Raw genomic sequence first — 26,734 nt, forward strand, 5'->3', positions numbered from 1 at the left:
GATTGCTGTTGCGGGATCAGCTCGACGCGGTGACTGATGCGGAAACCTGCCCAATGCGCAAACCTGCCCAAGAGCAGCGTGTCCGCCGCAGACCAGGCATCACAGCGCCAACACCTCGGGGCTGGCAGAGGGTTGGTCCGTTGGCGCTGTGAGCCGGCACAGCCGCGACATCGATCAGGGAGGAGCGCCGATGTCGCGGCCAGCGATCATTGACCGGCGGCCGGCAGTTCGGCGTAGTTGCCGTCCTTGTCGCGGCGGTACACGACGTAATCGATCAGGGTGATGTCACCCTTCGGCGTGTAGCTGATGTTGCCGAGCACGGTATCCCAGTTTCCACTCTTGATGGTCGCTGCGATCTTCTTGGCGTCCGTGGTCTGGGCGCGGGCGACAGCCTGGCTCCAGATCTGGAACGCGGCATAGCTGTAGAGCGTGTAGCCGTCCGGATCGATGCCCTTATCCTTGAACTTCTTCAAGGTCGCGGCCGCGGTCACCTTCTTGCGCGGATCGGGCGAGAAGGTGAACAGCGAGCCCTCGGCAAGCGGACCCGCAATCGCGGCGAACTGCTTGTCGACCAAGGCGTCGCCGCCCATCAGCACGGCATTGACGCCCTGCTCGCGCATCTGGCGCAGGATCAAGGCCGCCTCGGCGTAGTAGCCACCGACATAGACGAAATCGATCGATTCCTTCTTGAAGCGCGACACCAGCGCGGCAAAATCCTTGTCGCCCTTGGTGTAGGCCTCATAGAGCTTTTCCTTAACGCCCGCCGCGTTGATGGCGTTCTTGGTTTCGTCGGCAAGGCCTTTGCCGTAGGTCGTCTTGTCGTGGATGATCGCGACGTTCTTGGTCTTGTAGTTCTTGATGATATATGCGGCCGCGACCATGCCCTGCTGGTCATCCCGGCCGCAGACGCGGAACGTGTTCCACAATCCGCGCTCGGTGAAGAGCGGGTTGGTCGAGCCCGGCGTGATCTGCAGCACATTGCCCTCGGCATAGGCGTCCGAGGCGGGGATCGAGGTCGACGAGCAGAAGTGCCCGACCACGAACGGAATCTTCGCGCCTGCCATCTTCTCGGCAACCGACACCGCCTGCTTCGGATCGCAGGCGTCGTCGCCGACCTCCAGCTTCAGCTTCTTGCCGAGCACGCCGCCCGCCGCATTGATGTCGGCGATGGCGAGGTCAGCACCGTTCTTGAACTGCTGACCGAAGCTCGCCTCCGAGCCGGTCATCGGCCCAACCACGGCAACACTGATGTCCTGGGCCATGGCCGCGCTGGACAATGCCAGGCTCGCACCAACCGCAAGAAAGTATCCTCGAAGTGCAAACTTCATCATATTCTCCTTGATGGTCTCAAGTCGCCTCAATGCATCGCAATCGACTGGTATCGCCGGCCGCAACGATCATCGGGGGCTGCCTTGTATGCGCGCGATGAGCGGCAGGCTCGGACTGAGGCGACGGGGGATTGGACATATGCGACATTGGGCAACAATGTGAAACACGTTGCCGTGCATTGGCGCTTGGAATCGTCCTGTGTGCGCGACAGCACATGGCTGGTGATAGCTCGATCACGGCCGCACCAGCGGCTCGGGCTCTGCCGGCTTGACGTCGGCTCCGACCGGTGCTGCCGCCTCCACGGCGCCTTTCAGCTCGATCTCGTAGTAGCCGCCGACCTTGATCGCGCCCCATTGCGTCGAGACCGCCACATTGATTCGTTGTCGCGCCGGCAGATCGGCATCGGTGTGCCGGTGGGCAACGCTGCCCTGGGACAGGACCTCGATGTGAGACAGCCGAACGCCGTCCGCATTCCAGAAGTCGAAGTTGAGATGCTGCGGCAGCGGACGGCCGAACACGCCCGTCTCCTTGAAGGCGAGCTCGACATCGACATGGCCCGGCCCCGCCATGAAGCTGTAGTAATGACCGCGGACATCGTTGGTGATGTTGGCGCGATTGACGCCGACGCCGAGCACTGTCGGATGATGCAGATCGGTGGACTGCGCCGATGCCGGGTCGGCCAACCCGCCGATGCAGAGAAGCAGGCGCAGGCTCGGCATCACGACCATCCAGGGCGTGTTCGTCATGGTTGAAACGCCGCCGACGCTAGTTCGGGTTCGGAACGAAGATGACAATCTTCAGATCTCGCGACGGGGTGAAGTTCGTGTGCCGGACCTCGAAGCGGGTCGGTCCGGTCTTCTTGACGCCATCCGCGCAGAAGCTGACGAAATTGTTGGGCTCACCCTTGTCGATGGTGAGGTGAAAGTCGCCGATCGGCGCCGCCCAGTTGGCGCCGGTCGAGAGCACATAGGCAATCGACCGTTCACTGAATGGGGGATAGGGAGCGTGTCTGGTCGCGCGCGCCCGCTCGATGGTGCGGATCAAATCGTCGTCGATGCAATATGAGGCGAGAAACTCCCGCGCTTCCGGATTGCTGCGCCAGTTGTCGGCGCCGATAATCGTCTGCACCGAGCCGCCGACGCTCGGACGATAGGTCTGCTCGAACATGATCTCCCGACCCGCAGGGAAGGTCTGCATCCAGGTATAGGCCGAGCGCAACGTCCAGGTCGGCACCAGATGATCCTGCATCGGGCCGCCCGACCCGTAGGTCTCGATGGCGCCGACGCCGAGCTTGACGAGCTCCGGCCAGTTCGATTTCGGCAATTTGTCGAGCAGCTCGCCCGCAGGGCCCCTGATCGGCATTAGTGGAATTCCGAGCTTCCGCAGCAGCGCCGTCTGGTCCACATCGTTCGCGAGCGCCGTCTGTTCGAGATGCGGCACGGCCGCCTTGCCGTCGACGATTACGTGGAAATCAAAGATGTTCTCGGGATCGTCGGTCGGGAGCCCGATATTCTCGTCGCCTTCCTTGCCGGCAATGTCCGGCATCGGGAACGCGATCATTATCGTTTTGTCGGCGGCCGAGGTGTTGAAGAACCGGTAGACGATCCGGATCTGCTTCTCGGAGATGAACAGATCCTCGGAACGCATCACGATATCGGGGTCCTGCTTGAAGCGAAGTCCCCCGCTTTCCAGTGCGGCGGACGTGTCATTCGCCCGCGCGCACCAGGGCAGCAGCCCGGCAAGCAGGACCAGAAAGGCCCCTTTGGCTATCGGAGGCATGGTCATTCCTTCTCGCTTGATTGGGGGAGCAAACTCGCGGCAGTCAGTCGCATCCGTCCTTGACCGGGAAGAAATCGGAGACGTCGACGCGCGTCGTCTCGATCGGCAGCACGACCCAACTGTCCATATCGAGGTGACCGCAAAGCTTGACGACAGCGATCGATTTCCGGTCCTGCCAGGCCGTCACCGTGAAACCGATCGGGACAGCACTGCGCTCAAAAACATGCTGCTTGGCAATACCGGCGGCAGCGCCGGCCGCGAGCGAGATCGTGATTTCACCGGCGCCGGTGCCGCCAGGCCGGATCGACGATTGCCGCGGTGATCCGAACGAGAGTTCGCTCCCGGCCGTGACCGCAACGGTCTGTTGGAACCCGTTCTCGATGCTGAGCACAGGTTTCGCACTCGCGGCCTCCGTGGCGATCGGCACTATTCCCGCTAGAAGGCCGAGCATCACTGATGCTGATCGAATGAGTGAAGCCGACATGAGCGCAATCCTTCCTGAATGAGCGCGCCAGGAGCCGAACAAGTTCGCTGCATCGTGATCTTTCCCTCGAATCCGATGTCGATACATGCGCAGCCGAGGCCTTCGCTGCGAACGGTGTTGAAGGGCAAGCATACTCTTCCTATTGCGCAACGATCACGTTCCACGTCGTGCCAGGCTCCGGACGATGGATCTCGACGGTTCCAAATCCAGCTTCCCGCAAGGCATGCCTGACATCGTCGACGGCTCGAAAAGTGAAGATGTCCTTGGGAAATCCCAGGCGCTCCATCACATCACCCGGCAGGAAGCCGAGCGCGAGCACGCCATCTGCCTTGAGCACCCGCCTGATCTCGCTGGCACCTATGGACAGCGATCGCCAGAAGTACACGGTGTTGACGCTGCACACCTTGTCGAATTGATCACTCTCCAACGGCAAGGCCTCGATTTCTCCGATCCGAAAGTCGGCGCGCCCGGCGTCAATCGCAGTCCGATATCGCGCTGTCGCCCATGCCACCACGTCCTGGGAGCGATCGACCGCCGTCAGATGAGCAGCGCAGTCGAGCAAAGGCGCGAGCGTCACGCCGCCGCCGAACCCGATCTCGGCGACGCGGTCGGAGGACTTCACGTCGAGCAACTCCAGCGCATAGCGGTTCATCCGGCTGTTGTGCCGGTTCATCAGGCCGCCAACGAAACGACCGAAGACGCCGCGCGGATGAGCGAGATGGCGAGCGATCAAGCGAGGCGGAGCCATGATACGTCCTGAAATTTGAGCCGATGCACGCGATGCCGGCGCCGGCCTGAGCGGATCGTCCCGTAGGCAAGATCGCGCGGAAGCTGCCTTTTATGCGCTTAGGGGTTATGTCGCACGGACCGATGCGACAGCGATTTGGACATATGCGACATCGGTTGACGATGTGAATCGAATTTGTCGCTGCATGGCTACCCGACGGCGGAATTGTATGCAGGTCGGCCGCCCGCTAATGATTGCCCGCCTTGGGCGCTCCTGTATCGTCAGCAACCTTCAAAAGGATTGGATACGCGACATGCGCGGATCATATCGGCGGATATCCCGATCGGTCGTGTTGATCGGAACGGCACTGATCGTGACAGCCGCCGCAACGCCAGCACCGGAAAGCGCGATCCGTTGGGATGCGAAGAACGCCTACCTCAAATGCGACGGCGCGATCGACGGCACCATCGCTTGGCCCTCCGCGCCGCAGGCAGCATGCGTTGCGATGCTGATGTGCGCAAATGAGCGCACGCTATCCGCAGAGCGTCACCGGCGGCTGATCGAGCAGATCCGGCGGGTGCCGGGTTGTGGAGAGCCGTAAGGAGCGGTCGGGCGGCACAACGGGAATTCAGACGTTCGGTCAGGAACGCCGCGGCACCGCGCGAATATCCGACGGCGTCACGCCGTACTGCCGGCGGAAGGTGCGGTTGAAGTAGGACAGGTCGCCGAACCCGACTTCGAACGCAATCGTGCCGATGGCGCTGCGGCTGTGGCGCGGATCGGTCAGCAGATGATGCGCGCGCGCCAGGCGCTGGCCGAGCACGAATTCCGAGAAAGTTGAACCCACGCTCTCGAACAGCCTCTGGATATGGCGCGGCGTGAGCCTCAGCCGGGCAGCCACCGCGGGCAGCGTGAGGTCGCCATAGCCGAGATTGTCACTGATGTCGGCCTTGATCGCGGCAAGCCGGGCCGCCGCCAGTCCGCCGTCTTCCGCGGCAACCGCCGCGTCACGGTTGGCGCCGATGATCAGCGCGCCGAGATCGATCAGATGCTTGACGACGGCACCGCGCAGTTCGGGGGTCGAAAGCTGGTAGCTGTCGTCGAGCTCCCTGATGTAAAGCGCCAGCAGCCGCATCGCCTCGGTGTTCGCCGGCAGCGGACGGATCAGCATGTCTTCGGGATCGTTGACCAGCGAGGCGAGCGCGTTGCGCGGCAGCCGGAGACCGACGAAGCGGCTCGGCGACACCGGCACCACTATGTTGCCGGCTTCCGCGCTCGACTGCAGCACGGCCTGGCCCGGGCTGAGTTCGATATCGCGACCGCGTTGCGAGGCACGGGTGTTGCCGCTCGTGATGATCGTCAGCACCAGGTCGTCGGTGCCGTCGAGCAGTTCGCGTGGTCTTGCGATCTTGAGATTGCTGCAGGCCCAGGATCCAATGCCGAGCCCGGACAATTCGCGCACATTCGCTTCGGCATGAAACGCGCCGTCGTCGAGCGGCTCCGGATCGAGCTTGACGATCATCCGCCCGATCTGCTGGCGAAAGATCGGCAAGCGATCGCGTTCGCCGAAATGCGCGGTCGAGAATCGAAACCCTGTGATATCGCCCGACTGCATTGTCATCGGCTCGCCCTCATGGTGGCGGAAGTCGCCGTTCATATGCGGCTGATTTGTGGCAGCGCACACCCGAGCATGGGGGCCATGCAACGCCACGTTGAACGTGAACCTTTCGCCGGTTCCCCCGATGACTCGATCTGACAAGTGTCAAGCATCGCGCATAAACTTCGCAAATGCGCAGCCTGGTACGGCGCGCGCGAAATTCCTTCGACCTTGATGGATTTTGTCGCGCCCGAATTCGCGACCGGGACTAAAATTGTCCTCGCTCCGATAAGCCCGAACACGCCGTCCGCATCGGAGCGCGGATAAATTATAATTGACTGACCGGACGGTCAATAGTAATCCGGTCGCAGGTCATGCGACCTCGGTCATCAGAAGCCGCAACGGGAGGTAATCATGGTCAGCGATTTGGTGTTGACCGATATCCGCGCCGGATATCGCGTCCTGACGCTCAACAGGCCCGACCGCCTGAATTCATTCAGCGCCGATCTGCACGCCGCATTGATGGCCGCGCTGATTGCAGCCGAACAGGACAAGTCCTGCCGCGCGCTGATCCTGACCGGGGCCGGACGCGGGTTCTGCGCCGGGCAGGATCTTTCGGACGGCGTGTTCACGCCGGGCGAAACGCCTGATCTCTCAGTGCCGATCGAAAAATACTACAACCCGTTGGTGCGCAAGCTGCGCAGCATTCCGATGCCGGTCGTGTGCGCCGTCAACGGCGTGGCCGCGGGCGCTGGCGCGAATATGGCCCTTGCCTGCGATATCGTGATCGCCGCACGATCGGCCAAGTTCATTCAGGCCTTCGCGAAGCTCGGCCTGGTCCCGGATTCCGGCGGCACCTGGTTCCTGCCTCGGCTGGTCGGCGGAGCGCGGGCTCGTGCGTTGACTATGCTCGCCGAACCGATCTCCGCGGATCGGGCGGAGACATGGGGCATGATCTGGAGAGTGGTCGAGGATTCCGACCTGATGGCGGAGGCCCACGCCCTCGCCGCCTCTCTCGCGACGCAGCCGACCGATGGTCTTGCGCTGATCAAGCAGGCGCTCGATGCCTCCGAGACCAACACGCTCGACGCGCAACTTGATCTCGAGCGCGACCTGCAGGGCCGCGCGGGCCGGTCGGCGGACTATGCCGAAGGCGTCACCGCGTTCCTCGAAAAGCGCACGCCGCGCTTTGTCGGGCGCGCCTAGAATTGAACGTTCCGCCCGCAAGGCAAGACGCATCATTGGTCACTAGTCAGAGGGTTCAACTTCGATGACACAGCCTCAATCCAGCGGCGCGCAGGCGGCCGACAAGGTCATGAAACTCGACAGCTTCGTTCGCGGAAAGTGGAGCGGTTCCGGCGAGCCCGCCACCGAGATTCGCAGCGCCGTCACCGGCGATGTGGTGGCGCTCGCAACCGGGAGTGATCTCGACATGCGCGAGATCCTCGGCTATGGCCGCACGGTCGGCGGCAAAAATCTCCGCAAGCTGTCGTTCCACCAGCGTGCCGGCCTGCTGAAGACGCTGGCCGACTATCTGAGCCAGCACAAGGACCGGCTCTACAGACTGTCGCTCCATGCGGGCGCAACCCGCACCGACGCCATGATCGACGTCGATGGCAGCATCGGCACGCTGTTCGCCTATGCCAGCAAGGGCCGCCGCGAGCTTCCGAACACCAGATACCTGCTCGACGGCAACGTCGAGGGGCTCTCCAAGGGCGGCGCATTCGCCGGTCAGCACATCGTCACGCCATTGCACGGTGTGGCCGTGCACATCAACGCGTTCAACTTCCCGTGCTGGGGCATGCTGGAGAAGCTGGCGCCCGCGCTGCTCGCCGGCGTTCCCGTCGTCACCAAGCCCGCGACCGTCACCTCCTATATCGCCTACGAGCTGGCGCGGATGATCACCGAGTCCGGCGCACTGCCGGAAGGCGTCCTGCAATTCATCGTCGGATCGACCGGCGACCTCTTCGACCACCTCACCTGCCAGGACGTGGTGTCCTTCACCGGCTCGGCCGACACATCGCAGAAACTACAGCGGCATCCGGTCATCGCGCGCGAAGCGGTCCGGTTCATCGCCGAGCGGGATTCGCTCAACGCGGCGATCCTCGCGCCGGACGCCGTGCCGGGAACCCCGGAGTTCGACCTCTTCATCAAGGAGGTGGCGAAGGAGATGACGGTCAAGGCCGGGCAGAAATGCACCGCGATCCGCCGTGCATTGGCGCCGTCGGCGCAGATCGACGCCGTCATCACGGCGCTGCGCGAGCGTCTCGCCAAGGTCACGATCGGCAATCCCGAGAACGAGAAGGTCAGGATGGGACCGCTGGTCGGCCTCGCTCAGCGCAGCGATGTGCTTGCCCACGTGGCGAGGCTTCGCACCGAAGCCGAACTGGTGGCCGGCGATCCCGACAATTTTGCGCTGGTCGACGCTGACGCCAAACGCGGCGCCTTCGTTCCGCCGCTGCTGCTGCACTGCGCGAAACCGCTCGCCGCAACCGCGGTCCACGAAATCGAGGCGTTCGGGCCGGTCTGCACCGTGATGGGCTATGACGATCTGGAGCAGGCCATCGCGCTGACCAATCGCGGCGGCGGCAGCCTGGTCGCATCGGTCTACACCCACGACATCCCGGCCGCGACCGAGCTCGCGTTCGGCATCGGCAGTTTTCACGGCCGTGTCGCGATCATCGATCGCGACTGCGCGACCGAGCACACCGGACATGGCTCGCCGATGCCACAGATGGTTCACGGCGGACCGGGCCGGGCCGGCGGCGGCGAGGAACTGGGCGGCGTCCGCAGTCTCCAGCACTACATGCAGCGCACCGCGTTGCAGGGCTCCCCCCGCATGCTGAGCGGCGTCACCAGCCGCTGGTTCAAGGGCAGCCCGGTGCTCGAAGGTGATCTGCACCCATTCCGCTATCACTACGACGATCTCGAGATCGGCCGCACGCTGATCTCGAAGTCGCGGCAGATCACGCTCGACGACATCGAGCACTTCGCGCATTTCACGGGCGACACCTTCTACGCCCACATGGACGAGGAAGCGACCAAGGGGCATCCGTTCTTTCCGGGCCGCGTCGCGCATGGCTACCTGCTGCTGTCGTTCGCGGCCGGTCTGTTCGTCGATCCCGACTACGGTCCGGTGCTGGCGAATTACGGTCTCGACTCGCTGCGCTTCGTCAGGCCCGTGCAGCCGGGCGAGCAGATCCAGGTGCGGCTGACCGCGAAGGAGAAGACGCCACGCAACAAGCAGTATGGCGAGGTGCGCTGGGACGTCGAGATCACGACAGGGACCGGTGAGACCGCGGCGACCTACGAGCTTCTGACGATGAACGCGATGCGGGCATAACGCGCGGCTCAGAGCAACTCGGCCTGCCGGCTTCGGCCGGCGGGTTTTACCTTGCTGCGCGGCCGGGCGGCGGCCGCGTCCGCGGCACCCGCCAGCACCAATTGCGCGACGAAGTCGGCGTATTCGGCGCGGGTCATCGGCCCGCCCTCGCGAAACCACATATAGTGCCAGTTCAGCATGCCGAAGACGCTCATCGTCAGCGGCTTGAGGACGCGCTTCTGCTTCGCCGCCGGCACGGCCGCGGCGAGCGCATCCGACATGATCCCGACCAGGATGCGCTCGCTCGCAAGTAGCGGCTGCTGCTTGTCCTTCGGCAGCAGCCTGAGACTAGCAATCTGGACCTGATGCTCGGCGTCGGCATGCCGGTAGAGCTCAAGCAACGTCGCCACGATCGTCCTGAAGCGCTCGACCGGATCGCCGGCCTGTGCGCTCGCCTTCCGAACCGCCGCCACGAGCGTCTCGAGATGCGACGACAGGATGTCGAACAGGATCGCCTCCTTGTCGGGGTAATAGTGATAGAGCAGCGCCTTCGACACGCCGCACGCATCCGCGATCGTATTCATCGACGTGCCGACATAGCCCGATGCGGCAAACAGCTCGGCCGAGCGATGCAGCATCGAGAGGCGCTTGTCGTCGTAGTCCTTGGCGCGCGATCGGGCCATGTCTTTCCGTTCCATCGGCCGCCGTCCGGCCATCGCAGGAGATGTCAATCAACGGCAAAGTTCCGAAACCACCGCCCTGCTTGCGCGGCGCCGCGTCCGAACCAGCATTTATTGACCATCCGGTCAAATAATTCCATGGCTGAATTGGAATGGCGCCTCTCCGGGCCGCTAGTCGAGCTTGAACGGCTCCGATCCGGGATAGGAATGGGCGACGAACTCGCAGAAGGCGCGGGCCGCCGGTGAAAGCGCCGCGTTGCCCTTCCAGGCAAGCCCGACATCCATGGTATGGACGTCGTCATCAAGCGTCTTGAGCTCGATGCGATGTCCCTCGAGCGACCAGGGACGGTAGACCATGTCCGACAGGATCGTGATCCCCATCCCGGTCGCGACCATGCTGCGCACGGCCTCTACCGACAGGGTGCGGAAGATGACGTTGGGCACGTGTGCCGTGTGCTGCCAGTAGCGCATCGCTGAGCGTTCGGCTTCGTCGACGGTCAACATCAGATAAGGCTCGCTCGCCAGATCGGTCAGCTTGATGTTGTCCTTGCGCAGCAGCGGATGATTGACGCATGTCCACAAGCGACGCGCCGAGCGTAACAGCAGCCGCGAGCGAATGGAGTGCCGGTCATGCAGATTCGCGATCAGCATGATGGCCGCATCGACACTGCCGCTGATCAGGCTCTGCTCGATCGCATCACGTTGAAACTCGTGCAGCCGGACCGTGATGCCCGGGAAGGACCGCCAGAACCGCGTCAGCAATGGCGGCAGGAAATATCCGGCAACGGTATAGCTCACGGCCACGTCCACAGTGCCGTCGACCTGCGTCCCCCAGCGATGCGGCCCCCGTGTCGCATCCGACACGCTCGCTTCGATCGCGCGGGCGCGCTGCAAGAACTCGTGGCCGTCAAACGTCAGCGTCACGCCGTTGGAATGGCGGTCGAACAATTTGCGGCCGAGCTCGGCCTCGAGCGCCTTGATCGACGACGTGACCGCCGATTGCGTCACGTTCAGAGCCGCCGCGGCCGCGGAAACGCGTCCGCTCTCCGCCGTCGCGATGAAGTGCCGAACCTGACGGAACGTCAGAGACATAAAAATTTCCGATATCAGCGAACGATATTTCGAATTTTACAATCCCGCGACGGAACGAAAAGATCAATCCGTCGGTTCCGGGTGAGAAGGCGTTGAGATGATGTCCGAAGGTTTGGAATTGGTCGCTCGCGGTGTCAGCGTCCAATTCGAAGGCCTGAAGGCACTGTCCGACGTTACACTGGCTGTGCCGCGGGGGCATATCGCCGGACTGATTGGGCCCAATGGGGCCGGCAAAACCACCCTTATTAATGTATTGACCGGTTTCCAGCCGATCGGCGCCGGCACCGTGGAGCTGGAGGGCGAAGCACTCAACGGCATTGCAGCGCACATGCTGCGACGCAAAGGCGTGGCGCGGACCTTCCAGTCGGGCCGCCTTTTCCGCGACCTGCCTGTCATGGACAACCTGGAAGTGACCGGCGTCGGTCTCGGTCAGGGCCGTCCCGACGCGATCAGCGAGGCCGAGCGGGTGATGGCCTGGCTCGGCATTTCGCATCTCGCCAACAGCATTGCCGGCGCATTGCCCTATACCGACGAGCGCCGCGTTGCCATCGGTCGCGCCATCATGGGCACGCCGCGATATCTGCTGCTCGACGAACCGGCGGCAGGCATGTCGGAGCATGAGAGCCACGAGCTCGCCGGCATCATCCGCAGGATCGCATCCGAGCTCAATGTCGGCGTGCTGCTGATCGAGCACAATATCGGCCTCGTGCTGGAGCTCTGCGAGCGCATCTTCGTGCTCGATTCCGGCGAGATCATCGAAGTCGGCCCGCCCGCCCAGATCCGCAACAGCGATGCCGTGCGGCATGCCTATATGGGCACGCAGCGCGACGAACTGATTCCACCGGTCGCAGCCGAAGCGGCCGTGGCGTCATGACCGCGCTCGTCGTCGACGACATCACGGTCAGCTACGGCCGCCTCACGGCGCTCCGCGGCGTAACATTGACGGTCGACGAAGGCGAAATCCTGTTCGTGACCGGCCCCAACGGCGCCGGCAAGTCGACGCTGCTCAACGCCATCGCAGGCGTCGTGCCGCCGGGCTCCGGCTCCATCATGATCGACGGCACAAGGATCACGGGTGCCGCGCCCGAAGACATCGCCCGGCGCGGGTTTTCGCTGGTGCCGGAAGGACGCAACGTCTTCGGCGCACTGACGATCGAGGAGAATCTGAAGGTCGGCACCGGCATGCGCGCCGATCGCAAGACAATCGCCGGCGACCTGGATCGGGTCTACCAGGAATTCCCGATGCTGGCCGAGCGCCGTCACAGCCCGGCGGGTATGCTGTCCGGCGGCCAGCAGCAGATGCTGGTCATCGGCCGCGCGCTGATGGCCGCGCCCCGCATCATGGCCATTGACGAGCCGTCGCTGGGCCTTGCGCCGAAGATCATCGACCAGGTCTACGAGATCCTGCTGCGGCTGCGGGCCCAGCGCAAGCTCACGCTGCTGATCGTCGAGCAAAGCTCGACGCGCGCCATGATGACGGGCGGGCGGATGGTCCTGATCCGCGGCGGGCGCATCGTGCTCGAGGGCCCCGCGGTCGACATGGTCAGGGATGATCGCCTGAAGCAGACCTATTTCGGCTTCGGAGATCACTGAGATGCGCGAGCTGCTCCAGATCATCTTCGACGCGCTGAGCCTCGGCAGCCTCTATGCGCTGGGCGCGCTCGGCATCGCCCTGATCTTCGGCGTCATGCGGCTCGTCAATTTCGCTCACGGCGATTTCATCGCCTTCTGCGTCTTCGCCATGCTGTGGCCGTCGATCGATGCGGCGGCGATCGTGTTTGCCGGCCAGTTGCCGTTCTATCTTTTGATCCCGCTGCTGCTGCTGATCGGCGCTGCGCTGTCCATCCTGTCGGAGGTCGTCGTCTTCCGCCGCTTCCGCAACGCCAATCCGGCGACGATGATGATCGCGTCCTTCGCGCTCGGCTTCGTCATCCGCCATGTCCTGCTGATGCTGTTTTCCAGCCGACCGAAGTCGATCACGCTGTGGCCGAGCCTCGGCCTGCCGGTCGAAGTCTTCGGCGCGCACATCCCGATGCTCCAGGTCGTGACCATCATCATCACGCTGGCCGTGCTTGTGATCCTCGTCCTGTTCCTGAAGCGCACACGCTACGGGCTCGAGATGCGCGCCGCGGCCGATAATTTCACCATGGCGCGCATGCTCGGGGTCCGCGCCAACGGTGTGATCTTGCTGGCCTTCGCCATCAGCGGCATGCTGGCGGCGGCGATCGGCCTGATCCTGGCGACCAATTCCGGCACCGCCGACATCGGCATGGGCGCCAACGTGATGCTGATCGCGTTCATCGCGACCGTGATCGGCGGTCTCGGCAGCATTCCCGGCGCCGTTGCCGCCGGCTTCCTGATCGGTGCGGCCAGCGTCGTATTCCAGGCGACCTTGCCGCACGACGCCCGCGTGTTCCGCGACGCGTTCGTCTATGGCGCCGTCATCGTCGTCCTTCTGGTGCGGCCGCAGGGCCTGTTTGCACCGAAATCCGCCAAGCAGAGGGTCTGATCGATGTCGCAGCGGCCGTCCGTCATCCGGCAAACGATCATCACGCCGATCGTGCTGATCGTGGCGCTGCTCATCATGGCCGCCCTCTCCTATCAGTTCGGCAGCCGGGCCTTCAACCGCACCGTGGTCGAGATGTTCATCAACATCATGGTGGTGGTCGGCCTCTACGTCTTCGTCGGCAATTCGGGCCTGCTGTCGTTCGGCCATATCAGCTTCATGTGCCTCGGTGCCTACATGACCGCCTGGCTCACCATTCCGCCGGTGATGAAGTCGATCACGCTCAAGGGCCTGCCTGCGTGGCTGCTCCACGCACAACTGCCAATGTGGGTGGCGACGCCGATCTCCGGCCTGTTTGCCGCATTGTTCGCGCTGATCGTCGGGCGCGTCATCATGCGCTTGTCGGGCATTGCGGCCTCGATTGCGACCTTCGGCCTGCTCGGCGTCATCAACAACGTCTATTCGAACTGGGATTCGGTGACGGGCGGACAAGGCTCGATCGTCGGCATTCCGCCCACCATGAATGTCTGGACCGCATGGATCGGCGGCGCCGTGGCCATCGCGATCGCCTATCTCTACTCGATCTCGCGCTCGGGCCTCGCGCTGCGCGCCACGCGCGACGAAGCGGTCGCCGCCAGCGCCTCCGGCATCGACATCGTCCGCGAACGGCTGATCGCCTTCGTCGTCAGCGCCTTCATCATCGGGCTCGCCGGCGCGCTGTACGCGCATTTCCTGAGCATCGTCAATCCCGGCGCATTCTATCTGCGGACCACCTTCATCACGCTGTCGATGCTGGTCGTCGGCGGCATGTACAGCCTCAGCGGCGCCGTCTCCGGCGTGGTCGCGATATCGGTGCTGATCGAGCTGTTCCGTGACCTCGAGAAGGGCATCAGCCTGGGCGGGCACACCGTCGGCCTGCCGAACGGCGTCCAGGAGATCGCGATCGGGATCATCACCATCGTGATCCTGATGTACCTGCCGACGGGATTGACCCGCAACCGGGAGTTCTCCTGGCGCCGATGGCCATTGCAGCGGCGCCTGACCCGGCCCGTCCAGACCGCACTGAAGGAACTGCACTGACGCTCGTTTGTAAAATTGGAGGAGTGGGATATGCGCATTACGACATTACTCGGCATTCTGGCCGGAGCATCCGCGCTCTGGTTCACGCCGGCCCAGGCGGCCGACGAGATCGTCGTTGGTTTTGCGACCGCGGCATCCGGATTCATGCAGGCCTACGACAAGCCGGCGCAGGACGCGGCGTTGATCCGGATCGATGAGATCAACAAGGCCGGCGGCCTGCTCGGCAAGAAGATCAAGCCGGTGTTTGCCGACACCAAGACCGATCAGGCCGAAGGCGCCAAAGCCGGTCTTGCGGTGCTCGACCAGGGCGCCGACCTCGTGATCGTCTCCTGCGACTACGATTACGGTGCGCCCGCGGCGCTGCAGGCGCAGGCGGCCGGCAAGGTTTCCTTCTTCCTTTGCGCCGAATCGATCAAGGCCGGCATTCCCGGCGTCGGTCCGTTCTCGTTCTCGGCCTCGGTGCTGGCACCGGTGCAGGGCGCAACCATGTCGGAATGGGCGTACACAAAGAAGAATGCGCGCAGCTTCTATCGGCTGCTCGACAGCTGGACCGTCTACAACAAGGGCATTTGCGACGGCTTCGACTGGATGCTGCCGCGCCTGAAGGAGGCCAAGCTGGTCGGCAGCGACACGTTCAAGAACGACGATGCCTCGATCGCGTCGCAGATCACGCGGATCAAGAGCCTGCCGAAGGAGCCTGACGCCATCATGCTCTGCACGATGATGCCGGGCGCCGTCTCCGCCATCAAGCAGATCCGCGCCGCCGGCATCAAGTCGATGATACTGAACGGCTCGGGCGTCGATGGCAGCTACTGGCTGAACGCCGTTCCTGATCTCTCGAACTTCTATGTTCCCGTACAGGGCTCGGTCTACGGCGACGATCCGAACCCGAAGGTCAACGAGTTCAACAAGAAGTACAAGGAAGTCACCGGCGGCGACCCGTCGAGCCAGTACGTCTATCCCGGCTACGTCCTGATCGACGTCTGGGCCAAGGCGGTCGAGCGCGCCAAATCGACCGATGCGGCGCCCGTCGTGGCCGAGCTCGAGAAGATGAAGGACGAGTCCACGCTGTTCGGGCCGCGCACCTTCAGCAAGGACATCCACCACCAGAACCAGGGCCGTTACCTGATCGTCGACACCGAGGCCGGCAAGCCGAAGGTGATCGACCAGTGGACGATCTCGGAAAAGATCCCGCTCGATTATCTGGTGTCCAAGTAACCCGGCAACGCGCCGCCCAGGGTGCGCCGGACGCACCCCGGGCGGTCGCGACGGTCGTATGCAAAGCCAGTTGGAAGGAAATCAGGAGATGGTCGTGATCAACTGCGACATGGGCGAGGCCTACGGCCTCTACAAGATGGGCGACGACAAGGCATTGATGCCCCATATCGACGTCGCCAACGTCGCCTGCGGCTTTCATGCCTCCGACTTCAACCACATGCGCAAGACGGTGCAGCTCGCCAAGCAGTTCGGCGTCAAGGTCGGCGCGCACCCCTCGCTGCCGGATCTGCAGGGATTTGGCCGCAGGGAGATGAAGATCAGCCGCGAGGAGCTGACCAACTGCCTGCTCTACCAGATCGGCGCACTCAAGGCGTTCCTGGATGCCGAAGGCTTGGCGCTCAATCATATCAAGCCGCACGGCGCGCTCTACGGCATGGCCTCGCGCAACGAGGACATCGCCGAAGCCGTGGCTGACGCCGCCGATGTCTACAAGGTGCCGCTGCTCGGCATGAAGGGAACGCTGCACCAACAGGTCTATGAGCGCCGCGGCCACGCCTTCGTCGCCGAGTACTACGCCGACCTCGACTATAATGCCGACGGCAGCCTGATCATCACGCGCGAGCACGAGGCGAAGGACCCGGCCGAGGCCGCCACCCGCTGCGCGAGAGCCGTCAACGAGGGCAAGACGCGTACGGTGGCGGGAAACGACATCGTGGTCGGCGCCGATTCGATCTGCATTCACTCCGATACGCCGAACGCCGTCGCCATCGCGGAGGCCGTCCGCGAAGCGGTTCGTCCCTATCTCACCGCGCGCTGAGCCGTCGCGGCAAGAAAACCAATTACCCACGAGGAAACCATGGCAACGCAGCAGATCTTCTCGCCGCTCCCGGGCATCTTTTATCGCAAGCCGTCGCCCGACAAGCCGTTCTACAAGAACGACGGCGACGTCGTCACGGAGAGCGACACGATCGGGCTCATCGAGGTGATGAAATCGTTCAATGAGGTGAAGGCCGGCGCCGCCGGCAAGATCGTTCGCTTCCTGGCCGAGAACGAGGATGCCGTGATGGCCGGCCAGCCGATCGCCGAAATCGACGTTTGAGCCCGACCAGCCATGGCGATCAAGAAGCTCCTCATAGCCAATCGCGGCGAGATCGCGGTGCGCATCATCCGCGCAGCACGCGATCTCGGCATTGCGACGGTCCAGGTCTACAGCAAGGCCGACAAGGATTCGCTCGCGGTGAGACTAGCCGACGAAACGGTCGATATCGGTCCGCCGCAGGCCTCGAAATCCTATCTCAACCAGGCGACGATCCTCGCTGCGGCACAGGGTGCCGGTGCCGACGCCATCCACCCCGGCTACGGCTTCCTGGCCGAGAATGCGGAGTTCGCGGCCGCCGTCGAAGCGGCCGGATTGATCTTCGTCGGCCCGACCGCGCAATCGATCCGGCTGATGGGCGACAAGGTCGCAGCGCGCGAGGCCGCCGCCTCGGCCGGCGTGCCGACCGTCCCCGGCAGCCAGGGGCGGCTGGAGTCGGCGGACGCGGCCTTCGCGCTGGTCGAGAAAACCGGTTTCCCGGTCATGATCAAGGCCGCAGCCGGCGGCGGCGGACGCGGCATTCGCATCGCGCGCTCCGCCGAGGAATTTCATCATCTGATGCCGCAGGCGCAGGCCGAGGCGCTCGCCGCCTTCGGCGACGGCGGGCTCTATGTCGAGAAGCTGATCGAAGGCGCACGGCACATCGAGGTCCAGGTGCTCGGCGATGGACGCGACGTGATCCATTGCTTCGAGCGCGAATGCTCGTTGCAACGGCGCCGTCAGAAGGTCTGGGAAGAAGCCCCTTCGCCCTCGCTCACCCACGCGGTGCGTGAAAAGCTCTGCACGTCCGCCGTGGCGCTGGCCAAGGCAGTCAACTACCGTGGCGCCGGGACGCTCGAATATCTCTACGACGACAGGACCGGCGACTTCTACTTCCTCGAGATGAACACCCGCATCCAGGTCGAGCATCCCGTCACCGAAATGGTCACCGGCATCGACCTCGTGCACGAGATGATCCGGATCGCCGGCGGCGAGCCCTTGCGCATTCGTCAGAACGAAGTGCGCGTCAGCGGTCATTCGATCGAGGTCCGCATCAACGCCGAGGACCCCGCCAGGAATTTCCTGCCCAATCCGGGTACGGTGAGCGCGCTCAGCGTTCCCGGCGGCGACGGTGTGCGCTTCGACAGCATGCTCTATGCGGGCTACACGGTGCCTCCCTTCTACGACAGCCTGCTCGGCAAGCTGATCGTGCACGACAAGGATCGCCCGAGCGCAATGAGAAAGCTCGAGCGCGCGCTCGCCGAACTCAGCGTCGAAGGCATCTTCACGACAAAGCCCCTGCATCAGGCGCTGGCGCGCGACGCCGACGTCAAGGCCGGACGCTTCCATACGGCATGGCTCGAACCGTGGCTGGAGTCCCATGCCGCCGGCCTTGCCACCGCTCAACCGCTATCGGCCGTGAAGGTCGCGCCATGATGGCGAGAGAATCCGCCCCGTCAGCAACAGGAGGCCGCTAGTCATGCAAACTCGATTTTCCTTCGGCGGCGACGAGCACATTTTCGCCGAGGTCGGCGAAGCGATGTCGCTCGAGGCCTTTTTCAAGAGCCTCTTCATCACCAATGCGGTGCGCGACGCCAAGATCAGGGGTGTCACGGAGATCTGCCCCGCCAACGCGTCCTATCAGGTCAAGTTCGATCCGGATCAGATCAAGCCGGACGATCTCCTGACCGAGCTGAAGCGGCTGGATTCCGCATCCGAGAAATCGGAACCGGTGATCAAGACGCGGATCATCGAGATTCCCGTGCTCTACAACGATCCCTGGACGCATGAGACCCTGATGCGCTTCCGCGAGCGTCATCAGGATCCGAACGGGACCGACCTCGAATACGCCGCGCGCATCAACGGCCTCGATAGCGTCGACGCCTTCATCAAGGCGCATTCCAGCGCGCCCTGGTTCGTCTCGATGGTCGGCTTCGTCGCCGGCCTGCCCTTCCTCTACCAGATGGTCGAGCGCAAGCGGCAGCTTCAGGCGCCGAAATATCTGCGCCCGCGCACCGACACGCCGAAGCTCACCGTCGGACATGGCGGCTGCTTCAGCTGCATCTACTCGGTGCGCGGCGCCGGCGGCTACCAGATGTTCGGCATCACGCCGATGCCGATCTATGACCCCAACCAGAACATCAGCTATTTGCGCGACTTCATGTGCCTGTTCAAACCGGGCGATATCGTGAAGTGGAAACCGATCGACCGGGCGGCCTATGACGCAGCGGTCGCCGACGTCGACGCCGGCCGCTTCGCGCCTGTGATCCGCGACGTCTCGTTCTCGCTGACCGAGTTCAACCGCGACGTTGATGCCTACAACGCCAAGCTCGATGGAGTTCTCCATGGCCGTTAAGGTTTTGAAGCCGGGTCTTGCGACCACCGTCCAGGATCTCGGACGTCCGGGCTATTATCACATCGGCATCCCGCTCTCCGGCGCCATGGACCGTCACGCGCTGGTCGCGGCCAATTTGCTGGTCGGCAACGACGCGGGTGCTGCCGTGCTCGAGGCCGTGTTCATGGGACCCGAGCTCGAATTCACCGCGGACGCGACCGTCGCGATCACCGGCGCGGAGCTGCCGCCGAAACTCGACGGCGAGCCGCGCGAAACCTGGACCAGCTTCAAGGTGAAGCGCGGCCAGATCCTCTCCTTCGATTTCCTCAAGCAGGGCGCGCGCGGCTACGTCGCAGTCGCCGGCGGCATCGACGTGCCCGTCGTCCTCGGCTCGCGCTCGACCTATGCGCTCGGCGCGCTCGGCGGCTTCAAGGGCCGCAAGCTCGAGGCCGGCGACGAACTGCCGATCGGCAGTGCCGGCGCGACGGGCAAGGACGGGCGCAGCGTTGCCAGGGATTTGCGTGGACAACCGGCAGGGATGCCGACGGAACTGCGCGCCATGCCCGGTCTCTACTGGCACCGCATCACCGAGGCGGCCGGCGACGGCTTCTTCTCCGATACCTGGAAGGTGGCGCCGGAAGCCGACCGGATCGGCTACCGCTTCAAGGGCGGCAAGCCGCTCGAATTCGTTCCGCGCGAACCGCCGTTCGGCGCCGGCTCCGACCCGTCCAACATCACCGATGCCTGCTATCCCTACGGCTCGATCCAGGTTCCCGGCGGCACCGAACCGATCGTGCTGCATCGTGACGCAGTGTCCGGCGGCGGCTACTTCATGGTCGGGACCGTGATCGCCGCGGACATGGATCTGATCGGCCAGCTGCAGCCCAATACGCCGGTGAAATTCGTCAAGGTCGACATGAACCAGGCGCTTGCGGCCCGCAAGAGCCGGTCGGAATTGCTGGGCAAGCTGCACAGCGCGCTGGCGTAGCCGCCGGCAGCTGCGTCCCTATCCGCCAAAGACCGCGGCCACCGATCGGGGTGACCGCGCGTATTCCAGGCTTCAGGCCGTCGGTTGCGGCCTCTCCCGCCTGATATTGACGTCACCGCGCGCTCTGTACCTGTCGGCACGAGAGTTGCAACGAATGCAGCCGGGTTGAGAAACACCGCTCATGAGTTAGGCAACATCGGAACAACCGCGATGTCCGTTTCTCTGAAACAGATCCGCTACTTCGTCGCCGCCGCCGAAACCGGGCGCATCAGCCAGGCGGCGATCGACCTCAACGTCTCGCAGTCCGCGGTCACCGCGGCCATTCAGCAGCTCGAAGCGACCGTCTGCGCTCGCCTGCTGGAGCGCGCGCCGAACGGCGTGACCGTCACCATGGAGGGCAGCCGCTTCCTGTCCCAGGGCCGTCAAATCCTCGCCGCCGTCGCCGAAGCGGTACGGAACACCCAGATATCCGCGGGACCGCTGTTCGGCACGGTCCGCGTCGGCGTCACCTACACCGTGTCGGGCTATTTCCTGCCGCGCCATCAGAAACGCTTCCAGGCAAGTTTTCCCGGCATCACGATCGAGCTGTTCGAGGCGCCGCGCGACGTGCTGGAACGTGCACTCGTCGACGGCGCGCTCGATCTCGCGGTGATGCTGGTCTCGAACCTGCGTGACAACGCCAAACTCACCAGCGAGACGCTGCTGCGATCGCCGCGCCGCCTGTGGCTTGCGCCCGAGCATCCGCTGACCCGCGCCGAGCGGGTCCATCTCGCCGACATCGCCACCCATCCCTACGTCATGCTCACCGTCGACGAGGCCAAGCACACCTCGATGCGCTATTGGAGCAACGCCTCGCTCGAACCCAACACGATCTTCCGCACCTCCTCGGTCGAAGCCGTGCGCTCCATGGTCGCGGGCGGCATGGGGATCGCCATTCTCTCCGACCTGATCTACCGGCCCTGGTCGCTGGAGGGACAGCGGATCGAGACCCGCGTCATCGAGGACGAGGTGCCCAGCATGGATATCGGTCTTGCGTGGCGGCGCGACATCAAGCCGTCGGAAGCCGCGATGGCGTTCCGCGATTTCATGCGCTTTGCGGTGGCGGGCGTCGGGCCAGCCCGGCCCCCGGTCAGCATGGATCATCGGCACCAGGCCGAGGAGGCGATCGAAATCTAGATTATCTGTTTCCGTTTTATTCGACTTGACGCCGTCCGGCAGTCCTCGCCAAACTTTGGACGGGACACGACGACCGGAGGCACAGCCGGCGGCGGGGAGTGAGACATGCAAGTCACCTACACGACCAACAACATCCCGTTGCAGACCCGCCGCCAATACTGGCAGGAGGTCGTCTCGAAGACTTATTACTCGCTCGACCTGCGCTTTCCGAGCACCCGCGACTTCAATGCGCGCCTCGGCGCCTGGTCGATGGGCCCCCTCTCGGTCTCGCGAAACATCGCCAACGGCCTGCTGTACAAGCGCCATGAACGGCACCTCCTGAGCGAGCGCGAGGAATCCTTCCTGATCACGGTGCCCGAGCTCGCCGAAATCCGCTTCGAGCAGGACGGCAAGGTGGTGCACTGCCGGCCGGGCGCGTTCCTGATCGAGCGCAGCCACCTCCCCTACGAGTTCAGCCATCAGGATCCGACGGCGCTGTGGTGCCTGAAGATCCCGAGCGCGGTGCTGCGCAGCCGGATTTCGCGGCCCGAGCGCCTCGCCACGCTGCAATTCGACGCCAGCCGCAGCGTCGGCGCGCTGTTCGTCGACACGCTGCGCCTCTCCGGTGAGCGGATCGAGGAAATGGACGAGACGGCGCGCGCGATGATGGGCAAGCATCTCATCGAGCTGCTTGCGATGGCCATCGAATCCGACGACCGCGTGCTGACCGGCCACTCGTCCTCGGTGCGCAACGGCCATCTGCTGCGCTGCGAGCAGTTCATCCGCGCTCGCCTCGACGACATGCGGCTCACGCCGCAGATGGTCGCCGACGGCTGCGGCATCTCGCTGCGCTATCTGCACCAGATCTTCGAGGGCGAGGGTCTGACCGTCTGCGCCTACATCCGCAACCAGCGGCTAGCGATGTGCGACGCCCTGCTGCGCGACGCGAACTGCCGCAAGAGCATCTCGGAAATCGCCTACCAATGGGGCTTTGCCGACCAGGCGCAATTCAGCCGCAACTATCGCGGCCGGTTCGGCTGCACCCCGAGCGAGGCGCGCGCCACCTCGCGCGCCGCCAACGCCTGAACACGGCATCGCAACCGCACCCACCTGACCGCTAACCTGACCGCTTCCCGGGCAGCCCGCCGCCGGTCCCCGCACGCATGGCCCGCCAAGCGGTTCGCTCTCTCGCACAAGTCTTCCTGCGCTCAGCGTCAAGAAGGCGGGCCGCCGCTCTGCCTAAGATCGGCGAAACGCTTGTTCGAAAGGAAGACGCATGGTGCAGGACCTTCGTGTGGCTGTCGATGTCGGGGGCACGTTCACCGACATCTGCATTATGGACGAGACGACCGGTCTCATCCGCATCGAGAAGACCTCCTCCACGCGCGATCCGATCGATGGCATCATGGGCGGCGTGTCCAAGGCCGGCATCGATCTTTCCAGGGTGGCGCTGTTCTCGCACGGCACGACAGTTGCCACCAACGCGCTGATCACCCGCCGCCTGCCCCGCACCGCCGTGGTCACGACCAAGGGGTTCCGCGACGTCATCGAGATCAGGCGCGCCAACAAGGAAGACCTCTGGGATACGTACAAGGACGTTGTCCGGCCCTACGTGCCACGTCGCGATCGCCTGACCGTGCCCGAGCGCGTCGATGCCGGCGGCAAGGTGATCGAACCGCTCGACGTCGAGGCTGCGCGCGACGTCGCCCGTATTCTCAAGCGTCGCGGCGTCGCCGCGGTCGCGGTCTGCTTCATGAATGCCTATCTCAACGGCGCCAATGAACGCGCGATGCGTGACATCCTGCTGGCGGAGATGCCCGACATTCCGGTGTCGATCTCCTCGCAGGTGCTTCCCGAGATATTCGAGCACGAGCGGTTCTCGACCACGGTCGCCAACGCCGTCGTGAGCCCGGTGGTCGTCAACTACACGAGCCGGCTCGGCGAACGCCTGGCGCACGAGGGCTACACCCGCGATCTCCTGCTGCTGCACACCGGCGGCGGGGTGATGACGCCGGCGAGCGTCAAGGACTTCGCGGCGCGCCTCGCCGGCTCCGGCATCGCCGCCGGTGCCATCGCCAGCCGCTATATCGCCGGCCTGTGCGGTTTTCCCAATTCGATCGGCCTCGACATGGGCGGCACGTCCACCGACGTATCGCTCGCCTATGAGGGCCGCTCGCGCGTCACCAAGGACTGGCACATCGAATTCGGCTACCCGATCCGCTTCGCCTCGATCGAGGTGCTCACCATCGGCGCCGGCGGCGGCTCGCTGGCCTGGACCGACCCGGCCGGCTCCCTGCGCAACGGCCCGCAATCGGCCGGGGCCCATCCGGGACCGGCCTGCTACGGCAACGGCAACACCCAGCCGACCAACACCGACGCCAACGTGACACTGGGCCGGCTCGGCACCGACCTCGCCGGCGGCAAGGTGAAGCTCGACCCCGAGCTGGCGCGGAAGGCCGTCGAGAGCGGCGTCGCCAAGCCGTTCGGCCTCGGCCTGCACGAGGCCGCGGACGCCATCGTCAAGGTCGCCAATGCCAACATGTCGGATGCGGTGCGGCTGATCTCGATCAGTCGCGGCTACGACCCGCGCGACTTCGCGCTGGTGGCGTTCGGCGGCGCCGGCGCGCTGCATGGCGTCGACGTCGCGCGCGAGCTGGCGATTCCCGTCATGATCGTGCCGCCCAATCCCGGCGTGACTTCCGCGCTCGGATGCCTGCTCGTCGACATGCAGCACGATTTCTCGCAGAGCTGCATGGTCGACGCGGTCGACGCCGATGCCGACGAGATCGAAGCGCAGTTCGCCGAGCTCGAGAAAGCCGCGCTCGCACGGCTGACCCATGAGGGCGTCGCGCAGCAGGACATCGTGCTGCAGCGGTCGATCGACATGATGTATCGCGGCCAGTGGCGTTCGCTCGCGGTGAACGCACCGCAACCGATCGGCGCAATTTCCGATCTGGTGCAGAGCTTCCACGCCGAGCATCAACGCGAATACAATTTCCGCCGCGACAGCGCGCCGGTCAGCTTCTTCCGTCTCAATCTGAAGGCAGTTGGCGTGGTTCCCAAGGCCGAATTTGCCGTTCACCAGCCGACCGGCGCTAGCCCCGAGCCGATTGGCCGCCGCAGGGTCTGGTTCGAGGGCAGCGGGCTCGATACGCCCGTCTATCAGCGCGACGACCTGCCCTGCGGCTTCTCCTTTCAAGGCCCCGCGATCATCGAGCAGGTCGATGCGACCACCGTGGTGCCGCCCGGCGCCGCCGCCGAGGTCGACAAGTATCTCAACATCATCATCCGCGTGAAGGAGTGAACCATGGCCGGAGCTCTCCCGCTCGACCCCGTGACCTTCGAGGTTCTGAAGAATTCCTTCATCACCAGCGTCGACCAGATGGGCGAGCAGGTGCTGCGGACCTGCTACTCCTTCGTCATCTACAACCGCGACTTCTCCAGCGCGCTGCATGACGCCAACGGCGAATGTGCGGCGCAGGGCAACCAGGATATCGCGGTCCACGTCGGCACGCTGCATTTCACCTGCAAGGACGTGATGCGCCATTTCGAAGGCGACATGCATGAGGGCGACGTCTTCGCGATCAACGATCCCTATGCCGGCGGCACGCATTTTTCCGACGTGCGGCTGATCCGTCCGATCTTCGCCGACGGCAAGATCATCGCTTTCAGCCAGTCCAACGGGCACTGGTCGGACGTCGGCGGCAGCGTGCCGGGATCGTTCGACGTCGCCGCCCGCGAGATGTTCCGCGAAGGCCTGCGCATCACGCCGGTCCGCCTGTTCGACAAGAACGGCCTGCGCAAGGACGTCGCGCATCTGATTGCCTCCAACACCCGCGATCCGGCCTCGATCATCGGCGACATTCAGGCACAGGCCGAAGCAACTGCAGTCTGTGAACGCGAGATCCTGCGTCTGGTAGGCAAATACGGCCGCGATACCGTCGAGACCGGGCTTGCCGCCGTGCAGGACTATGTCGAGCGCTCGGCCCGCCAGCGCATCGCAGCGTTGCCTGACGGCGAATGGGAAACCGTCGACTACATCGACCGCGATCCGGCCGGCGGCGAAGGCATGATCCCGATCCGCATCAAGATGACGATCAAGGGCGACCGCGCGATCTACGACTTCACCGGCAGCCATCCGACCATCGGCTCGATCTACAACTCGGCGTTCGGCGCGACCTTTTCCGCGGTCGCCGCCGGCATGAAGACCTTCTTTCCCGATCTTCCGCTCAATTCCGGCTTCTACCGCTGCTTCGAGATCATCGCTCCCGAAGGTTCGATCGTCGATGCCAAATGGCCGATCGCGGTCACCGGCTTCCTGATGCCGTTCGAGAAGATCATGAACTCGATCTACGAAATGTGGTCGAAGCTGATGCCGGAGCGCGCGCTCGCCTGCGCCTTCAATCTCGAATATCTGCTCACCGGCGGTCTCGACGCCCGCAGCGCCGACAAGCCGATCTTCATGTTTTACGACTGGCTGCCCGGCGGCTGGGGCGGCCGTAACGGCAAGGACGGCAGCAATGTCACCACCGCCTGCTTCGGCACCGGACTGATGTCGCAGCCGGTCGAAGGCCAGGAGCGCGCCAACCCGATCCTGACCACCGAATGCGAGATCCTCAAGGATTCGCCCGGCCCCGGCAAATGGCGCGGCGGCGCCGGCGTGGTGAAGACGTCGCGGATGCTGCAGGCCGAGAAGACCGTGATCTCCTATATCTGCGACCGCGAGCGCGCGATCGTGTGGGGCATCGAGGGCGGCCTGCCGTCGATGCCGCACGGCCTGACCTTGAAGCGCGCCGGCAGCGCGGCCGAGGAGCGATTGGGCTCGATCTTCTCCGACGTGCCGATCGGCGAAGGCGACGTCTTTTCGCGTCCGACCGCCGGCGGCGGCGGGTTCGGCGATCCGCTGGAGCGCGATCCGAACCTCGTGATCGAGGACATCAAGGACGACTATGTCTCGGTCGAGCGTGCCGCCAAGGACTATGGCGTCGTGGTGCACACCATCGACGCCGAGCTCTGCAATTACGAGGTCGACAAGGTCGCGACCGCGGCGCTCCGGACCAAGATCCGCTCCGAGCGCGTCGCCAATGCCCGGCTCGATCCGGAGATGGTGGCGCAGCGCTACCGCAGCGGAGAGATCAACACGTTCGACGTGATCCGAAAGCACGCGGTGATCCTCGACTGGGGCACCGGCGCGCTGCTGCCCGAATCCACCCGTCAGTTCCGCGAAGCATTCGAGCGGCGCTCGGTCGCGATGTGGAAGGCGGGTTGATCGTTACCGGCAGCCGCGCCGTCGGCAGACGGCGCGGTCTAACCACCAAAGAGGATTCGAGCCGTCGCCTCCCCCTGCATCGCCTGCACTTTCATTCA

25 protein-coding genes are annotated in these 26,734 nt (G+C 64.3%); 17 read left to right on the plus strand and 8 right to left on the minus strand.

The window, feature by feature from the left end:
* Positions 1–206: 206 nt before the first annotated feature.
* From BraRD5C2_RS15665 to BraRD5C2_RS15685, 5 genes are all read right to left on the minus strand, one after another.
* The gene (locus BraRD5C2_RS15665; RefSeq protein WP_223969607.1) at positions 207–1,328 is read right to left on the minus strand and encodes a branched-chain amino acid ABC transporter substrate-binding protein; all 1,122 of its coding nucleotides are present in this window, start codon (positions 1,326–1,328) and stop codon (positions 207–209) included.
* 234 nt (positions 1,329–1,562) lie between these two features.
* Positions 1,563–2,075 (minus strand): hypothetical protein, encoded by a 513-nt coding sequence (locus tag BraRD5C2_RS15670; protein ID WP_223969608.1) that lies wholly within the window; start codon positions 2,073–2,075, stop codon positions 1,563–1,565.
* 19 nt (positions 2,076–2,094) lie between these two features.
* On the minus strand, positions 2,095–3,114 hold the full coding sequence (locus BraRD5C2_RS15675; protein ID WP_223969609.1) for a DUF4424 domain-containing protein: 1,020 nt from the start codon (positions 3,112–3,114) through the stop codon (positions 2,095–2,097).
* A gap of 37 nt (positions 3,115–3,151) precedes the next feature.
* Positions 3,152–3,634, minus strand: coding sequence for a hypothetical protein (locus BraRD5C2_RS15680; RefSeq protein WP_223969610.1), 483 nt, complete (start codon positions 3,632–3,634; stop codon positions 3,152–3,154).
* 97 nt (positions 3,635–3,731) lie between these two features.
* Entirely contained in the window at positions 3,732–4,325 is a 594-nt protein-coding gene (locus BraRD5C2_RS15685) for a class I SAM-dependent methyltransferase (RefSeq protein WP_223969611.1), read from the minus strand.
* 223 nt (positions 4,326–4,548) lie between these two features.
* Here BraRD5C2_RS15685 and BraRD5C2_RS15690 point away from each other — a divergent pair, with 223 nt between their 5' ends.
* Positions 4,549–4,920, plus strand: coding sequence for a hypothetical protein (locus BraRD5C2_RS15690; RefSeq protein WP_223969612.1), 372 nt, complete (start codon positions 4,549–4,551; stop codon positions 4,918–4,920).
* A gap of 39 nt (positions 4,921–4,959) precedes the next feature.
* On the opposite strand, the gene BraRD5C2_RS15695 is transcribed toward BraRD5C2_RS15690, so the two are convergent.
* The gene (locus BraRD5C2_RS15695; RefSeq protein WP_223969613.1) at positions 4,960–5,940 is read right to left on the minus strand and encodes an AraC family transcriptional regulator; all 981 of its coding nucleotides are present in this window, start codon (positions 5,938–5,940) and stop codon (positions 4,960–4,962) included.
* Positions 5,941–6,330: 390 nt separating this feature from the next.
* On the opposite strand from BraRD5C2_RS15695, the gene paaG reads away from it, so the two are divergent.
* A complete protein-coding gene (paaG, locus tag BraRD5C2_RS15700) occupies positions 6,331–7,122 on the plus strand; it encodes a 2-(1,2-epoxy-1,2-dihydrophenyl)acetyl-CoA isomerase PaaG (protein WP_223969614.1) in 792 nt (263 codons plus the stop codon).
* 109 nt (positions 7,123–7,231) lie between these two features.
* On the plus strand, positions 7,232–9,259 hold the full coding sequence (gene paaZ, locus BraRD5C2_RS15705; protein ID WP_223969814.1) for a phenylacetic acid degradation bifunctional protein PaaZ: 2,028 nt from the start codon (positions 7,232–7,234) through the stop codon (positions 9,257–9,259).
* An 8-nt stretch (positions 9,260–9,267) separates the two neighbouring features.
* Here the strand turns inward: paaZ and BraRD5C2_RS15710 are convergent, their stop codons facing one another.
* Positions 9,268–9,921, minus strand: a complete 654-nt coding sequence (locus BraRD5C2_RS15710; RefSeq protein ID WP_223969615.1) for a TetR/AcrR family transcriptional regulator — start codon at positions 9,919–9,921, stop codon at positions 9,268–9,270.
* Positions 9,922–10,089: 168 nt separating this feature from the next.
* Positions 10,090–11,010: a LysR substrate-binding domain-containing protein gene (locus tag BraRD5C2_RS15715; RefSeq protein ID WP_097673243.1), complete on the minus strand. Its 921-nt coding sequence runs from the start codon at positions 11,008–11,010 to the stop codon at positions 10,090–10,092.
* Positions 11,011–11,110: 100 nt separating this feature from the next.
* Here BraRD5C2_RS15715 and BraRD5C2_RS15720 point away from each other — a divergent pair, with 100 nt between their 5' ends.
* The 14 genes from BraRD5C2_RS15720 (at position 11,111) to BraRD5C2_RS15785 (ending at position 26,636) form a co-directional block, all read left to right on the plus strand.
* Complete coding sequence (locus tag BraRD5C2_RS15720; protein ID WP_223969616.1) at positions 11,111–11,884, plus strand: ABC transporter ATP-binding protein; 774 nt, start codon at positions 11,111–11,113, stop codon at positions 11,882–11,884.
* A complete protein-coding gene (locus tag BraRD5C2_RS15725) occupies positions 11,881–12,603 on the plus strand; it encodes an ABC transporter ATP-binding protein (protein WP_223969617.1) in 723 nt (240 codons plus the stop codon). Before BraRD5C2_RS15720 ends, BraRD5C2_RS15725 begins: the two co-directional genes overlap by 4 nt.
* Position 12,604: 1 nt before the next feature.
* Positions 12,605–13,519, plus strand: coding sequence for a branched-chain amino acid ABC transporter permease (locus BraRD5C2_RS15730; RefSeq protein WP_223969618.1), 915 nt, complete (start codon positions 12,605–12,607; stop codon positions 13,517–13,519).
* 3 nt (positions 13,520–13,522) lie between these two features.
* The gene (locus tag BraRD5C2_RS15735) at positions 13,523–14,596 is read left to right on the plus strand and encodes a branched-chain amino acid ABC transporter permease (RefSeq protein ID WP_223969619.1); all 1,074 of its coding nucleotides are present in this window, start codon (positions 13,523–13,525) and stop codon (positions 14,594–14,596) included.
* Between the two features lie 30 nt (positions 14,597–14,626).
* On the plus strand, positions 14,627–15,814 hold the full coding sequence (locus BraRD5C2_RS15740) for an ABC transporter substrate-binding protein (protein ID WP_223969620.1): 1,188 nt from the start codon (positions 14,627–14,629) through the stop codon (positions 15,812–15,814).
* An 88-nt stretch (positions 15,815–15,902) separates the two neighbouring features.
* A complete protein-coding gene (locus BraRD5C2_RS15745) occupies positions 15,903–16,631 on the plus strand; it encodes a LamB/YcsF family protein (RefSeq protein WP_223969621.1) in 729 nt (242 codons plus the stop codon).
* 39 nt (positions 16,632–16,670) lie between these two features.
* Positions 16,671–16,913 (plus strand): acetyl-CoA carboxylase, encoded by a 243-nt coding sequence (locus BraRD5C2_RS15750; RefSeq protein ID WP_223969622.1) that lies wholly within the window; start codon positions 16,671–16,673, stop codon positions 16,911–16,913.
* Positions 16,914–16,925: 12 nt separating this feature from the next.
* Positions 16,926–18,326 (plus strand): acetyl-CoA carboxylase biotin carboxylase subunit, encoded by a 1,401-nt coding sequence (locus BraRD5C2_RS15755; protein ID WP_223969623.1) that lies wholly within the window; start codon positions 16,926–16,928, stop codon positions 18,324–18,326.
* Positions 18,327–18,369: 43 nt separating this feature from the next.
* Positions 18,370–19,245, plus strand: a complete 876-nt coding sequence (locus BraRD5C2_RS15760) for a 5-oxoprolinase subunit B family protein (protein WP_223969624.1) — start codon at positions 18,370–18,372, stop codon at positions 19,243–19,245.
* A complete protein-coding gene (locus BraRD5C2_RS15765; protein WP_223969625.1) occupies positions 19,235–20,212 on the plus strand; it encodes a 5-oxoprolinase subunit C family protein in 978 nt (325 codons plus the stop codon). Before BraRD5C2_RS15760 ends, BraRD5C2_RS15765 begins: the two co-directional genes overlap by 11 nt.
* A gap of 210 nt (positions 20,213–20,422) precedes the next feature.
* Complete coding sequence (locus BraRD5C2_RS15770; protein WP_223969626.1) at positions 20,423–21,388, plus strand: LysR family transcriptional regulator; 966 nt, start codon at positions 20,423–20,425, stop codon at positions 21,386–21,388.
* 105 nt (positions 21,389–21,493) lie between these two features.
* Positions 21,494–22,453 carry an AraC-like ligand-binding domain-containing protein gene (locus tag BraRD5C2_RS15775; RefSeq protein WP_223969627.1) on the plus strand — a complete coding sequence of 320 codons (960 nt, stop codon included), beginning with the start codon at positions 21,494–21,496 and terminating at the stop codon, positions 22,451–22,453.
* 193 nt (positions 22,454–22,646) lie between these two features.
* Positions 22,647–24,671, plus strand: a complete 2,025-nt coding sequence (locus BraRD5C2_RS15780) for a hydantoinase/oxoprolinase family protein (RefSeq protein WP_308444430.1) — start codon at positions 22,647–22,649, stop codon at positions 24,669–24,671.
* Between the two features lie 3 nt (positions 24,672–24,674).
* Positions 24,675–26,636, plus strand: a complete 1,962-nt coding sequence (locus BraRD5C2_RS15785; RefSeq protein WP_223969629.1) for a hydantoinase B/oxoprolinase family protein — start codon at positions 24,675–24,677, stop codon at positions 26,634–26,636.
* The last annotated feature ends 98 nt before the right edge of the window (positions 26,637–26,734 follow it).

Source organism: Bradyrhizobium sp. RD5-C2, assembly GCF_019972155.1.
In the GTDB taxonomy this organism is placed as follows: domain Bacteria; phylum Pseudomonadota; class Alphaproteobacteria; order Rhizobiales; family Xanthobacteraceae; genus Bradyrhizobium.